At 50.8% G+C, this 14,858-nt stretch carries 6 protein-coding genes, 1 pseudogene and 1 riboswitch; of the genes and pseudogenes, 4 read left to right on the top strand and 3 right to left on the bottom strand.

Features of this window, described 5'->3' with window-relative positions; genetic code table 11:
• Positions 1 to 59: 59 nt before the first annotated feature.
• Complete coding sequence (locus tag GMET_RS18155; protein ID WP_187148441.1) at positions 60 to 7,097, bottom strand: SdrD B-like domain-containing protein; 7,038 nt, start codon at positions 7,095 to 7,097, stop codon at positions 60 to 62.
• A gap of 1,437 nt (positions 7,098 to 8,534) precedes the next feature.
• Between GMET_RS18155 and GMET_RS10305 the strand changes: the two genes are divergently transcribed.
• The 3 genes from GMET_RS10305 (at position 8,535) to GMET_RS10295 (ending at position 11,623) form a co-directional block, all read left to right on the top strand.
• Positions 8,535 to 9,503, top strand: a complete 969-nt coding sequence (locus tag GMET_RS10305; RefSeq protein WP_004512909.1) for a PEP-CTERM sorting domain-containing protein — start codon at positions 8,535 to 8,537, stop codon at positions 9,501 to 9,503.
• Between the two features lie 88 nt (positions 9,504 to 9,591).
• Entirely contained in the window at positions 9,592 to 10,812 is a 1,221-nt protein-coding gene (locus GMET_RS10300; protein WP_004512910.1) for a glycosyltransferase, read from the top strand.
• A gap of 7 nt (positions 10,813 to 10,819) precedes the next feature.
• Positions 10,820 to 11,623: a 2-oxo acid dehydrogenase subunit E2 gene (locus GMET_RS10295; protein ID WP_004512911.1), complete on the top strand. Its 804-nt coding sequence runs from the start codon at positions 10,820 to 10,822 to the stop codon at positions 11,621 to 11,623.
• A gap of 195 nt (positions 11,624 to 11,818) precedes the next feature.
• Here the strand turns inward: GMET_RS10295 and GMET_RS10290 are convergent.
• Positions 11,819 to 12,911 (bottom strand): annotated as a pseudogene (locus GMET_RS10290) (IS630 family transposase).
• 105 nt (positions 12,912 to 13,016) lie between these two features.
• On the opposite strand from GMET_RS10290, the gene GMET_RS10285 reads away from it, so the two are divergent.
• Positions 13,017 to 13,718, top strand: coding sequence for a PEP-CTERM/exosortase system-associated acyltransferase (locus tag GMET_RS10285; protein ID WP_004512913.1), 702 nt, complete (start codon positions 13,017 to 13,019; stop codon positions 13,716 to 13,718).
• Between the two features lie 58 nt (positions 13,719 to 13,776).
• Here GMET_RS10285 and GMET_RS10280 read toward each other — a convergent pair whose 3' ends face one another.
• Positions 13,777 to 14,589: a PEP-CTERM/exosortase system-associated acyltransferase gene (locus GMET_RS10280; RefSeq protein ID WP_004512914.1), complete on the bottom strand. Its 813-nt coding sequence runs from the start codon at positions 14,587 to 14,589 to the stop codon at positions 13,777 to 13,779.
• A 92-nt stretch (positions 14,590 to 14,681) separates the two neighbouring features.
• A riboswitch (cyclic di-GMP riboswitch) is annotated at positions 14,682 to 14,758 on the bottom strand.
• Between the last annotated feature and the right edge of the window lie 100 nt (positions 14,759 to 14,858).

The following is a 14,858-nucleotide window of genomic DNA, read 5'->3' as shown; positions in this document are numbered from 1 at the left end:
GGGAGATGGTTTCCCATCTCCCTTGGTACAGAGGAGCTAATTATGCAATCATTGCAGAATCAATCATCGTGATGACTATCACTGCTTTCGTGGTCGAAGAAGTTGAGGCAGCTTGATTCTCCGTCGTGCGAGCCGCAGTAGTCACTGCTGTAGTGATCGTCGTCATAGCTTGTGCAGGATGATGACGATACCCGGCAGAACTTCCCGCCATTCAGGCTATACCCCTCCACAACGTTGAAGGAACCAATTCCCATCCCTGGATAGATCGGTTTGGAGCAATCCGTGTAGATCGTAGCCTTGTAGCTGCCGTTGACGTAGACCTTCACGTATTGTCCCATGGTGCCATTGGTGGACATGCCGGTAAAGTTGAAGCTGCTGTCCGGTGCAACGGTGCTGGAGAACAGCGTCCGGCCGTTGCTGTCTTTTACCTCGACCTTTGCAAGGCAATCACCAGTGTACTTGAGTGCCAGCTTCGTTGTACCGCCACTGCATTGACCGCAGGTTGGTGCGGGAGGAGGCGGAGGAGTACAGGTGTTGCTCCCTCCGCACACCAGCTTCCCGTTGATGTAATCGTCAAGTATCAGATACCACGGTTCTGCCTGCTTCCAGGCATAACTATCACCGGCAACTCCGCTTCCCACGGGGTGCAGGGCCATCCAGGCATCGGACTTGGCGATCGTGTCGGTTACGCAGGATGAGTCGCCGCAACCCATGGCATCCAGTTTAGCAGCAACCAGTGCCTTGAACAGGGTGTAGGTCTTGTCTCCGCTGACCGGAGTGTTCATGAGGCTGATGGCCTGGGCCTTTGTATACGTCTTGCCACCGATGGTGATTGATTCCACCGGCCAGGCCTCGGGATGGTTCTTCCAGTAACCGGGGGATTTCGGTGCGGTTCCGTCGCACCCGTAATAGTAGGCCTTGTCGGTATCAGTAGTGGTTACGCCGCCATATGTTCCTGTTGCCGTAGCGGTGTTTACCTGGAGTCCGGCCTTGGCCGGCAGGGGCCCGATTATGCAGCTGAAGGAACCGTCGGGATTCAGCCCTGCCGGGATGGTGCAACTGCTCACGCTGTTCTTGTCGTCGGTGAGGGTGAGGTTAGTCAAGGTAGTTGATCCGGTATTGGTCACGAGGTACTTGAAGTAGACCTTGCCGCATGCCGGTGAGGGATAACTGCCACTTCCGCTGCAGCTGGATTCCCGATCACGTTCCTCTCTTGAACGCTCTTCACACCGCGTCTTGTCATAACTGTCGTCGCAGCGATAGTGCCGCTTGGAATCGCCGTGATCCCTGTCATGATCATCGCATCCGTAGGGACTGTTCTTGCAATTGTCGATGTCGCGCTCGTCGCACTTGCCATCGCGGTTGTAGTCGGCGTGGTCCCTATCATGCTCATACTCGGCCTTATCCTGGCACGAGGTCTTGTAGGAGCTGTCGTCGCAACGATAGGTCCGTTTCCTGTTGCCGCGATCACTATCGAACTTGTCGCAAGCGTCGCGATTGTACTTGCAGTAGCTGATGTCGCGCTCGTCGCACTTGCCGTCGCGATTGTAGTCGCTGTCGTCCTTCTCACTCTTGTTTTGCGAATACCGGGTCGATTCGCAAAGGGTTTTGTTGGAGCTCTCATCGCACCGGTATGAGCGGGTGAAGTTGCCGTGCCCCTTGTCGTGCTTGATGCACTCCTCATCGTTCCCCTTGCAGTAGTCGATGTCGCGCTCGTCGCGCTTGCCATCGCGGTTGTAGTCGCTGCGGTCCTTGTCATGCTCCCGTTGCGCGTAGGAACCACATGAATCCTTGTAAGAGCTGTCGTCGCACCGATAGGTACGTTTAGTCAGCTTATGGTCCCTGTCGTGCTCGTCGCACCGCTCCTGCTCGTTCTTGCAGTAGTCGATGTCACGCTCGTCGCACTTGCCGTCGTGATTGTAGTCGCTGTCATCCTTGTCATGCTCACGCTGGGCGTAGTAGCCGCAATCTTCCCTGTGTTCGCTGTCGTCGCACCGGTAGGTGCGTTTGCAGTTGCTGTAGTCACGGTCTTGCTTGACGCATCGATCCTTGTTTTCCTGGCAGTATTTGATGTCGTCCTCGTCGAGCTTCCCGTCATGATCATAGTCACTGCGGTCGTGGTCATGTTCCTTCCGGACCCTGTCCTCGCACGATGACTCGTTCGAGCTGTCGTCGCAGCGGTAGGTGCGCTTGCCGCTGCCATGGTTCTTGTCGTGCTGATCGCAAGCAGAGCGGTTGTACTTGCAGTAGTCGATGTCGCGCTCGTCGCACTTGCCATCGTTGTTGTAATCTCCGTCATCCTTGTCGTGCTCTGTGCGTGCCATATCCTCGCACTTACCGCCGCTGGTGCTGTCGTCACACCGGAAGCGCCGCTTGAGGTTGCCACGGTCCCTGTCAAACGAGTCACAGGATGACTTGTTGTTTTGGCAGTAGGCTACGTCGCGCTCGTCACACTTGCCGTCGCGGTTGTAGTCGCTGCGCTCCTTGTCAGACTTCTCTTCATCCTTCTTCTTGCTTTCGCACGTGGTCTTGCTGTAACTGTCGTCGCACCTGTAAGACCGCGTAGTGCTGTGATGGTCGGCATCGTGCCGGTCGCAGGTGGATTTGTTGTACCTGCAGTAATCGATGTCGCGCTCATCACACTTGCCATCGTTGTTGTAGTCGCTGTGATCCCGCTCGTGCGCATCCTCTGCCTTGTCCTCGCAGTAGGACTTGTTCGAGCTGTCATCGCAGCGGTGCTTGCGCTTGTTGCTGCCATGCTCGGAGTCGTGCCTGTCGCACTCGTACTTGTTGGACTTGCAGTAATCGACGTCTCGCTCATCGCACTTGTTGTCGTGGTTATAGTCGCAGTGCTCCTTGTCGTATTCCTCTTCGCAGGTGGCACACAGCGCGACCTTGAGGACATCACTGCTGTCCGTGTGGAACCAGGTTTTGCCATCGATGGAAACGTATTTTGCGATGTCAATCTTTGCAGTAGTAACCGTGACTGTAGAATCGTCACAATCAGTTACCACGACGGCCCCGGCCATCCCCTCCGTACATGCGGTGTTTGTGAAGCCGTTGAGTACCATCGGAGCAGTGCAGGTGTAGGAATAAACCTGCCCTGGGTTTAACGTTCCGATGGTCGTGTTGCATGCCGGCACCAACTGATCGGTAACTTTGACATTGTTCAATGCTACGTTGCCGGTGTTGGTGACAACGATTTCAAATGGAACATCTGATCCGGCAGGGAAGCTTCGGGTATCAGGACCTTCGGCCTGCTTACGGATGTCGATACTTGCCTTGACACCGAAGTAGTGGCTCGGATTCTGATCGGTTACGGTAGTGCCGTTGTACTGACCGGTAACGGTACCCATGTTGGCGTACTGGCCCATAACGGCAGTGCCGGTCTTGGTGCAGGTCTGGGAAGCGCCTGCCGCCAAGGGACCAATGGTGCAGATGGCGCCGAGCTTGTCGTCGGTGACGACAACGTTGGTGAGATCCACATTGCCCGTGTTGGTGACTACGTACTCCCACTTGACTTCGCCGCCAACCGGGATGTAGGGACCGGGTGCCAAATCGGCGTCGTCGCCGTTGGTGTACTTCTTAATGCTAATCTTGGGAGTGGTGACCACTACCGTGGAATCATCGCAATCGGTAACGGTGGTGGTGCCGGCCATTCCTTCTGTGCAGGCGGTGTTCGTAAAGTTATTGAGCACCATGGGGGCAGTACAGGTGTAGGTATAAATCTGCCCTGGGTTAAGGGTGCCGATGGTTGCATTGCATGCCGGTACCATCTGATCGGTAACTACGACGTTGTTCAGTGCCACGTTGCCGGTGTTGGTGACAACGATTTCAAAGGGAACATTTGATCCGGCAGGGAAGTTCCGGGTATCGGGACCTTCGGCCTGTTTGCGGATGTCGATGCTCGCCTTGACACCGAAGTAGTGGCTTGGATTCTGGTCGGTAACGGTCGTAGTACCGAACGTGCCCGTAACGGTACCTGTGTTGGCATACTGGCCCATAACGGCCGTACCGGTCTTGGTGCAGGTCTGTGAGGCACCAGTAGCCAGGGGACCGATGGTGCAAATGGCGCCGAGCTTGTCGTCGGTGACGACAACGTTGGCGAGATCCACATTGCCGGTGTTGGTGACCACGTACGTCCACGTGACCAAGCCGCCAACGGGGATCATGGGACCGGTGGGAAGATCGGCATCATCACCGTTGGTGTATTTTATGATTTTGATGGAGGGCGTGGGGGTGAAGAATCCGAAGTCGATGGTCTGATCCGAGGAATTGTCAGCGGCCAGGACCACGGTTGCGGGGCTGCCGTTGCTGTCAGTAGCGGTGGTACCCTTGCCGGTCAGCGTCGGAGTGAATCCCGCAGGGGTCGGCACGGTGACGGTGTAGGTTCCCTGGCACAGGCCGGTGAAGGTGTACATGCCGCTGGCGTTGGTGTTGACCGTCATGCTGACGGTAGTGCCGTAGATGTTGGTGCCGGTGATGGTGACGGGAACGCCGGCGATGCCCGGTTCGTTGGCATCCTGGATACCGTTGTGGTTCAGGTCGTTCCAGACAAAGTCGCCAATCGATCCGGAGCAGGGGGTGAAGAATCCGAAGTCGATGGTCTGATCCGAGGAATTGTCAGCGGCCAGGACCACGGTTGCGGGGCTGCCGTTGCTGTCGGTAGCGGTGGTACCCTTGCCGGTCAGCGTCGGAGTGAATCCCGCAGGGGTCGGCACGGTGACGGTGTAGGTTCCCTGGCACAGGCCGGTGAAGGTGTACATGCCGCTGGCGTTGGTGTTGACCGTCATGCTGACGGCAGTGCCGTAGATGTTGGTGCCGGTGATGGTGACGGGAACGCCGGCGATGCCCGGTTCGTTGGCATCCTGGATACCGTTGTGGTTCAGGTCGTTCCAGACAAAGTCGCCAATCGATCCGGAGCAGGGGGTGAAGAAGCCGAAGTCGATGGTCTGATCCGAGGAATTGTCAGCGGCCAGGACCACGGTTGCGGGGCTGCCGTTGCTGTCGGTGGCGGTGGTACCCTTGCCGGTCAGCGTCGGAGTGTAGCCCGCAGGGGTCGGCACGGTAACGGTGTAGGTTCCCTGGCACAGGCCGGTGAACTGATACATGCCGCTGGCGTTGGTGTTGACCGTCATGCTGACGGCAGTGCCGTAGATGTTGGTGCCGGTGATGGTTACCGGAACGCCGGCAATGCCCGGTTCGTTGGCATCCTGAACGCCGTTGTGGTTCAGGTCGTTCCAGACAAAGTCGCCAATCGATCCGGAGCAGGGGGTGAAGAAGCCGAAGTCGATGGTCTGATCCGAGGAATTGTCAGCGGGCAGCGTCACGGAAGCGGGGCTGCCGTTGCTGTCGGTGGCGGTGGTACCCTTGCCGGTCAGCGTCGGAGTGTAGCCCGCAGGGGTCGGCACGGTAACGGTGTAGGTTCCCTGGCACAGGCCGGTGAAGGTGTACATGCCGCTGGCGTTGGTGTTGACCGTCGTATTGACGGCGGTGCCGTAGATGTTGGTGCCGGTGATGGTTACCGGAACGCCGGCGATGCCCGGCTCGTTGGCATCCTGGATACCGTTGTGGTTCAGGTCGTTCCAGACAAAGTCGCCAAGCGATCCGGAGCAGGGGGTGAAGAAGCCGAAGTCGATGGTCTGATTGGGACTAAAATTAGAAGGCAGATCCACCTGTGCTGGATTGCAGTTGCTGTCATTTGCAATCGTCTGATCAGAGCTACATGATGGGGTCGGCATGTAGCCAGTTGGTGTAATAGCCTCGACTTTGTAGCTGCCTGCACAGAGTCCGTTAAACTGGTAGTAACCGACGGTATTGGTGGTCGTGGTAGCAATAACGCTGTAGTCTGATATTCTCCGCAGATTGAGGGTTACACCATTGATTCCCTGTTCTCCAGCGTCCTGAATCCCGTTGCGGTTTGCGTCTTCCCAGACGAAGTCGCCAATCGTCCCGGTACAGGCACTCTCAAAACCGAAATCAATGGTCTGGTTTGAGGAGTTGTCAGCCGGCAGAGTCACCTGCGCTGGTGAACAATTACTGTCATTTCCGATCGTTTGGTCAGCGCTGCAAAGTGGTACACGACTCAAGCCCGGCGGAGGAGTGGATTCCACCAAGTAGTCGCCGGCACAGAGGCCAGTAAATTGATAGAAGCCATTGGAGCCAGTTGTTGTCGTTGTAATGAGGCTGTTGTCGGATGCCTTCCGCAGATTGATGGTTACACCATCGATTCCCGGTTCACCGGCATCCTGAAGGCTGTTGAAGTTCTGGTCCAGCCACACATAATCTCCGATTGTGCCGGTGCAGCGGGCGACATAACCAAAGTCAATGGTCTGATCCGAGCTGGAGTCAGTGGGCAGAGTCACGGAGGCAGGGCTGCCGTTGCTGTCGATCGCGCGGTCAGTGCCCTGTAGGGAGCCTGTCTGCAGCAGTCCCGGTGGCAGAGTGGTTTCATCGACAACCACTTGATATGTTCCGGCACAGAGTCCTGAGAACTGATAATAACCGTTGGGACCGCTTGTCGTTGTTGCCAGCACCGTCGTAAGGGTGTCGTTATAGAGCCTGATTGTTGCGCCGTTAATGCCGGCGTTCGGACCGTCGTTCTGAATGCCGTCACGATTCATGTCCAGCCAGACAAAGTCACCGATAGAACCGGTACAGGGAGAGACATAGCCGAAATCGATGGTCTGATCGGAACTGGAGTCAGTGGGAAGCGTGACGGAAGCCGGGCTGCCGTTGCTGTCGATCGCAGGGTCACTTCCCACGTTCGACGTTGTTGGGGTAAATCCTGTCGGCAGTTTCGTCTCGTCGACAACTACCTTGTAGTTGCCGGCGCACAGACCGGTGAACTGGTAGTAGCCATGCTGGTTCAGCGGGCCGACACCAGTGGTTGTCGTAGTGATAAGGCTGTTATCTGAGGCTTTGTAGATACTGACCGGCACTCCGTCTATACCTGGTTCGCCGGGATCCTGGATGCCGTTGCGGTTCAGGTCGTGCCAGACTATGTCACCTATGGAGCCGGTGCATGCCTCGTACTGGACGCTACTGTTAGCATCAGCCTGGAACTGGAAATCAGCCTTACCTTGTGTTGCTGGCATGCCATTAACGTTGCCGGCACCTCTGATTGGGGTTTGAAAGCCGGTTCCATTATAAAAAGCAGCAGATGGGTCGGCTTGATTGAAAGGGGTCACTTCATTGGTGTTAGTGGCGAAAGATAAACGTGCATTCGGAGATGTGAAAGTTATAAATTCTGGATTGTAATAATCAATAGCTACAGAAGCTGCATAGCCACCGCCGCCTTGTAAAGTGGTCGCAGTAGGATAATTATTGTTCAAAAAATTATCTAAAGGGACTGTAGCATTAGTTGTAATAGAAAAATTGCCATTGTCATTGCTGATGGTTCCACTCATTAGGAGAATGCCGTCATTGTATCCTTGGCCAGTTAATGAGTTGGAATTTAAATTTGTATCGTAATATACTTTGAAATAATTAATAGTCTTATTAGAACTTAATTTGAAATTCGTATTAACAGGAATGGTGCTCGAATCTGTAAATCCTGTTTGGGTAGCACCCATAACAACAGTAATTTCATAATCAGCGTTCAATCCACTTCCTGCTATTATTCCATTGGGTCCTTTAAAATTAGTAAGAAAACTATGCAGAAGCAGATTGAAATCAGATGAAGCCGGTGAAGTCGGTAATGGTACCACCCCTACCGCCAGACCGTTATCCGGCGACCAATCAAATACTGACACTGTGATGTTGCCAAGTCTAGTGTCCTTGAATTGCAACGTGCCAGACGCAGCGTGCGTTTGAATAGTGCTTAAACATAACAATGTTGCAATTAGTAAAAAATAGTATGCACATTTTCGCATAATCCTCTCCTTTCTTAGAATATCAAACTTTAAATGGAAGCTACATTATTCATTGCCGGGATAAATCGCCTCCTTCCTTTAACGAAATATAAATATGATTTGATAACCATAAATTATTGCGGAATCGTTAATCTCCCGATAATTGCAATGCCATAAGGCATGCAATTTTTAAACCGTTTGTAACTATGTGATTATTCAAGGGAATTACAAAGTGGGATAGCGTAGGTGTAAAGATTTCCAACAGGGTAATAAGGGTTAATGTAATGTTTAGGATTTGGCTAGTTGGCTAGCGTAAGGTGATTTCTGGATGCCTAAGCTTCAATGTGATTCGCAATTAGCGAGACTTGCGAGAATGATTTGTATTCACGAGAGATCCTGTCCCCGTGTTCGAGGCGTTGTGTAAAATTGTTTGGGCGGTTTGTCGATAAAATTTACACTTTGTTGGGGGAGGGGATGGTTGGATTGTGCAACTATCGATATTTGCAGCAAATTATTTGTGGCATGTTAATTGCTGTTTTTTAGTTTATCGCTGAGGCGAAGATCTGATTAATCTGAAGATAATAAGAGTTTAAATGGAAAGGAGGAGGTAGGTGGGTTGGTTGTGACGGCGAGAATAACCGAGTTAATATTAATAGCGTAGTTAAGGAGAGGAGGAGAAAGATGAAAACTGTAAAGAACGTAGCCATCACAGCAGCATTGTTTGCTACCTGCGCTGCAAGTAATGCATTTGCTGCAACGACAACCATCGATTTTGCGGGAGTGAGCCAGCCGGTAGCCCAACTCGACTGGTCCGTGGGTAACGCCCTAGGTGTAAATGCTGTACCGCTTGCAGTAACAGATGGTACTGGAAATCCTGCTACCGACCCTGCAGTAAATCCTGCCTTGCAGACACATTTTAATCTTTATTATCAGGCAATACTGGGTAACTATAATAACGCAACCAATAAACCTATTCTTGGTTCCGGCTTGAATTCAACGTACGAAATAACAGCAATGATTGCGTTTGGTGAAAGAGGGTATACAAGTGCCATTGCGGGTCCGGTGCCAGCAAACGCCAGTTTCTTCTTTGACCCAACTTTGCCCAATTATGTAAAATTCTATAAATCTGCCATTAATGCCAGTGACCTCGCTGGAACCGGCTTTAATGACGGCAATGAATTTCTGTCGGGCAGGGTTGTAGGCGTTACTCGGAGCAATTTTAGCACCGAAGCCAACACTGGTCTCCTTGATCAGAATTTAGGTGATGATTGGGCGGGCCAACAAACCATTTATGGTACAGGATCCACCGCTGTCACTATCGCAGTAGATCAGATCAATAAGGATGAGGTTGTTATTACCAATCCCCTTAATTTGGACTTTATTATTATGTCCCTTAATTTCAATACATCGAACAATCTACCCTTCCTGCAAGCTGATCCGTCCAGGCTGTTCTGGGACGTATCCGCAGGGGCTAACGTTGTTCCTGCACTCGGCGCAGTGAATGGTATAAATGGCCCTGATATCATTTTCCAGGCTGACGGCAACAACAGTTTTCAAATTGCCGCTGTTCCCGAACCGTCGACTTTCGCTTTAACCGGGCTTGGGCTTCTGCTTGCAGGTGGTTTCATGCGCCGTAGGGCGAAAAAATAACATTTTCTTCAGTTTCTGTGGAATAAAAAGGGCTCTCGATTGAGAGCCCTTTTTATTTTCTATTTATGTGCTATGATAAATTTAAATTATGCGAATTCTTGCCTTCCCCTATACTCATACACTGTCTCATCTCAGCCGCGTTCTGGCAGTCGCTCTTGAGTTACGAAGGATGGGCCATGAGGTAGTTTTTGCCGGCGAGAGCGCCAAGGTTTCATTTGTATCGCAGCAGGGCTTCGATGTGGTACCCATTCATGAACCTGATCCTGAGATGCTTTTTGGCAACATTCGTTCCGGTAAGCTTCGATTTGTTGAAGATGCCGAACTGTTGCAAATGCTGACGGCAGATATAGAGGTAATTAGGTCCTTGAAACCTGATTTGGTGCTTTCAGACGGTAGATTCAGTGCGCCCTTGTCTACTCATCTGACCAATGTCAGGCACGCTGCTATTGTGAATGCTTCATCAACGGAGTACCGAGCACTCCCCTATGTGCCTTTTTTTGATTGGATGCCCCCCTGGCTGATTAGTCGCGATGCGATGATCTGGAAAGCATTGGTCCGGCTGAATCTTTTTCTCGAAATGAAGTTGTTTGACAATGTTATGAAGGTATTCAAGAGGTTAAGCCGGGAATTGAACACAAACCGAACTGTTACGGCGACAAATTGCCTTACTGGAAAGGATATAACACTCCTTGCGGATATTCCGGAGTATTTCCCATCGCGTAATCTGCCGGCTTCTTATCATTATGTGGGACCATTAACCTGGAAAAGTGTTCTTGCTCCCCCGGCATGGTGGCCGCTTGATATTCCTTCATCTCCGCTGGTTTATGTGACAATGGGCACAACGGGAGTTTCCGAATTTTTTTCAAAACTTGGCCCAAGTCTCTCTACATCTTTTTTTTCGTCAATTGTAACCACTGGTGGCCAATCATCAGAGCTCAAGCCGATGCCAGGAAAGGTTTATGTGGAAAGTTACCTCGATGGCGATCTGGTCATGGAGCGTAGTGATGTTGTAATTTGTCATGGAGGCAATGGCACCATATACCAGGCTCTTTCTCACGGCAAGCCAGTGATCGGCATTCCAACCATACCTGATCAAAAATTCAATATGCGCCGTGTTGAGGCAATGGGATTTGGAAAGTCACTTGACTTAAAACAATTTTTGGAAAAGCCATCATTGCTTGCTGACACGGTTAAACAAGTACTGTCTGATCATTCGTTCCGAAATAGTGCCCAAAAAATTCAAGCTGTCCTGAAATCTTATAATGCTGCAACCACCAGCGCCAAAATTCTCATTGATAGCATTTTATAGGGTCTCCATGAATACTTCAGAAAATAAATTCTCCATACTATCTTCAAATCGGATTGTAAAAGCATTTTGGACTCTCAATGACGAGATGAAGCCTGCCTATAAGGTAACCTTTGTGCGGGAGATTGATGCTTCAGCAATGGATAGACTTCGCCAGAACATTTTAAGGCAGACTTCCGTCAAGCCTTCATATACGGCATTCGTGATCAAGGCAGCTGCAATGGCTCTCCAGGAACATCCTTATGCAAACCGGGCTCTTCTCGGGTTTTCGTTCTGGAAGCGATTTGTCCAATTTAACCGGTTTGATATTACTGTAGCTGTTGAGCGCAACGTCCCAAATGCCGAATCTGTTGTTTTGGCAGCTACTATTCTGGAATGTGATAAAAAATCCCTTGCCGACCTCACGTGCGAGTTGGTAGAGTTATCTAATGCAACGGAAGATTCCAATCCTCGGTGGCGGCTTTTTTATTCACTTCTTAGTAAGGTTCCCGTTTTTTTTAGTAAGTGGCTCATCCGTTTGCCACGCCTTTTCCCAAGTATGTGGGCAACACATAGGGGCGGGGCCTGTTTTGTTAATTCTCCTGCCAAATATGGGATCGATTTTTTCATTGGAGACATGTTGTGGCCCCTTACGGTAACCTTTGGATGGGTCAAGGAGCGGCCGATTGCGATTGATGGGCGTGTCGAGGCCCGCAGGACTGTTCCGCTTGGTTTGATTTTCGACCGGCGGATCATGGCAGGAGCTCCAGCGGCACGGTTCTTTACGAGAATCGCCTACATTCTGGAACATGCTGACGAAGAAATTATCATGTAGTTGCCGGGTAGCAACCTGACTACTCGGCGTTATTCAACTGCATGACAGAATTTCCGATTCTGTGAGAAGCTCCTGGTCAGTGTTGGAACCCTTGACGAGTGATCTTGTTCTTGAATCGACGTTCTCGACTATGTCATCAAAACATTTTGTCGATACGTTGATTTCTGGGTACGTTTCAAGTCCATTCATCTAGTGTCACGTTTGATTAGTCGTGTCAGTTAATGATTGCTTTGCTCTGTTGACTGCCTCAATGATGACATTGGCGCTTTTGGGTCCATTTGAAGGGTTTGGCACTATGTGCATTATGCACTTTGTTGAACCGTTGAATTTCGTCGCGAAGCTCTTTGACGCTGGTGAAAACACCCCGGTGAATCGCCCGCCGTTCCAATTGGGCAAACCACCCTTCCACGGCATTGAGCCACGAAGCGCTGGTGGGGTTGAAATGTAAAATGAACCGAGGATGCTCGGCGAGCCACTTGTTGACCTCCGCTGTCTTGTGAGTACTGCTGTTATCCAAGATGACATGGAGGTCCAGCTCCTTGGGCACTGAGCGGTCAATCTGGCGCAGAAAATAGAGAAATTCTTTGGCTCGGTGCCTTTTGGTGACTCGACCGATCACCTCCCCCGTCAGAACATCGAAGGCAGCGTACAGGCTGGTTGTGCCATGGCGTTTGTAATCATGGGTACGGCGCTCGATCTGGCCGGGCTTCATTGGCAACATCGGTTGGGTGCGGTCCAGTGCCTGAATCTGGGTTTTCTCATCCACCGCCAAGACAACAGCATTGTCGGGAGGGTTCATGTACAAGCCGACGACATCGATGACTTTGTCGGCAAACTGCGGATCATAGCTGATCTTAAAGGTCTTGAGGCGATGGGGCTTCAGGTCCGCGGCATCCCATATCTGTCGAACCTGCCACGTGGTAATCCCGGCAGCCTTGGCCATCAGGCGTACGCTCCAATGGGTCGCCTCTCGAGGGATGCATTCGACAGACAGCCGCAATACTTCCTTAACCACTTTCTCGGAGAGCTTTTTCGGTTGTCCGCTACGTGGTCGATCGTGAAGGCCTTCAAGGCCATGATCCTTGAAACGTTTGCGCCACCTGTAGACTGCACGAGGGGTTGTGCCAAGGGCGACAGCAACCTCTTCAGCGGTTTTGCCGTCAGCAGTAAACAGAATCACTTTCGCCCGAGAGACAGTACTCTGGGCAGCCTTGGGAGATCGTAGGATTGACTCCAATGACTTACGATCTTCTGCTTTCAATTCATATTGTTCGTGGGTGCGTGCCATGAGAGGCACTATACCACACCGCAATTTTATTTGACACAACTAACCGCACAAGATTGTCCGGATCGAGTTCCATCAGCGGCATGTTTAGCGCGTCAGGTGACATTTATGATTCCATTTACCTTCGAATGTGTTGACAAAACTTCCAACAAATATGATGAAACGATGGAAGAGGTTTATAGATTGCGCTTCAAAGTGTATTGCGAAGAATGGAGATTCGAGGATCCCAAGGATTATCCTGACGGCATGGAGCGCAATGAATATGACGACTTTTCAGAACACTTCATCATCAGGTGCACTGAAGATGAGTCCATCGTGGGTACCGCTCGCATTATCCTTCCCAATGCACTGGGCTATCCCATGATTCAGCACTGTGAAATTGTTTCTGAAATGCATGAGCACGCGTTACGGGGTGTTGAAAATGTGAAGATTGGCGAGGTTTCGCGCCTAGCTATCAGCAAAGAGTATCGAAAGAGGATTGAAGACGACGCTCTCGTAGGATATGACGCAACGTTGCCATCTGGAGCAGGTGTCGTTCACGATCTGCGGAAGTGCAATTATGTACATGAGTTTTATAAATTTCTTTTGTTGAGCAGTGTGAATATGGGGTTATCTCATTGGTATGTTGCGATGAAGAGGGGATTATACATACTTTTGAAGCGGGTTGGAATGATTTATCATCCGGTTGGTCCAGAGGTCGATTATCATGGGCTCAGGACACCGTATCTTGGTAATTTGCAGGAACTAAGGCTGGGAATGGAGAGAAAAGACCCTGATTGCTTTAAATTCATTGAAAGCAACATGCTGTGATAAATCCGGTTATGCCATGATGTTGATGTTCTCGAATAAAAATTAGAGCCGGTTTGTGTCAGTATCGTGATATTTTATTCAGATTGGAACCAGAAAGGCTTTCATTGTAGTTGGTGAGATTCAGGTCAAACTGCCCCTTGTTGGTCAATACCTCCCACACCAGTGGCTGCTCGGAAAAGACCCTCCGCAATAACTCTGACAGTTCTATATAGCACGGTTGTCTCATGCCATGATAGTTGATGAGGGATCCTACAGGTTTGAAATATATCGCGAGCTTAGCCAGTAACCTGATAAGTGACGGTTCCATAATGGCGAACCAATGGGTAACATGATTTTCGCTACTCATCTGGACAAGCCCTCTGATCAGTCCAAGTATTGGCCCATGCTGATTAAGCAAGGATGGTGAAAAGGGGGCTCTTGTGGATGTCAGTTGAACGCACATATGTTTGCATGGCTTTGCCATCGTCCGCAGTTCTTTAGAGAGACAGAACCGTGATATTTCGATAGGTCTGTAAAGGGAGAACAGTTTTCTGTCGGTGAATATCGAGTGGCTGCATATCTTCTGGATGGGGAAGCTGCGGGTGTGATCCCGTTCATTCGGCAAAACCATTCTGACAGAACCGATAGAGTGCCCTGTTTTGTTGTATTTAATGATGGAGTGCACCGAGTTCTTATCGAATTCGTCGGTTTCCATTTGCTGTGAAGTTTCGGAAGGAGGTTCAAACTCGTTTTCGATGCAGTAAACCTGATACCTGAGACGAAATGTTTCCTTCACGAGTTCATCGGTTTCAGCTGGTATGACTGAATAGAGAAGGTTGAAGTAATCGACGAGCCCCGGTTCGGGAGAGAGCCTTGAAAGTCTTCCTGTCATTATTGGTGTCCTCCTTGACGGTTCTTCCTTGAATTTGTGCGGCCCCCAAAATGGACAAAAAAAAGCCGGGGCCTATATCTTTGGTCAGATATTTCGGCAACCCGGCTGTCTCGGTGAGACCCAATAGGCTTTCCGCCCCATCCTCACGGATGGTTGAGTATTGTCGTCTATCTATGTATTCGATTTTATTATATACCACATTCTGTTCGATTCAATCAACGAAAATATCCCTGAGGAAAATTTGTTCTGTCCGGATAGCTTCTGTCGGA

The sequence above is a fragment of the Geobacter metallireducens GS-15 genome (genome assembly GCF_000012925.1).
GTDB lineage: Bacteria > Desulfobacterota > Desulfuromonadia > Geobacterales > Geobacteraceae > Geobacter > Geobacter metallireducens.
The sequence above is the reverse complement of the archived record's forward strand: the minus strand, read 5'-3'. Positions and strand labels throughout refer to the sequence as shown.

What these genes read in the sequence shown, in the direction of transcription:
- GMET_RS10305 (WP_004512909.1), top strand. Translation starts at nt 8,535, where the DNA reads ATGAAAACTGTAAAGAACGTAGCCATCACAGCAGCATTGTTTGCTACC.
- GMET_RS10300 (WP_004512910.1), top strand. Translation starts at nt 9,592, where the DNA reads ATGCGAATTCTTGCCTTCCCCTATACTCATACACTGTCTCATCTCAGC.
- GMET_RS10285 (WP_004512913.1), top strand. Translation starts at nt 13,017, where the DNA reads ATGATTCCATTTACCTTCGAATGTGTTGACAAAACTTCCAACAAATAT.
- GMET_RS10295 (WP_004512911.1), top strand. Translation starts at nt 10,820, where the DNA reads ATGAATACTTCAGAAAATAAATTCTCCATACTATCTTCAAATCGGATT.
- GMET_RS10280 (WP_004512914.1), bottom strand. Translation starts at nt 14,589, where the DNA reads ATGACAGGAAGACTTTCAAGGCTCTCTCCCGAACCGGGGCTCGTCGAT.
- GMET_RS18155 (WP_187148441.1), bottom strand. Translation starts at nt 7,097, where the DNA reads ATGCCAGCAACACAAGGTAAGGCTGATTTCCAGTTCCAGGCTGATGCT.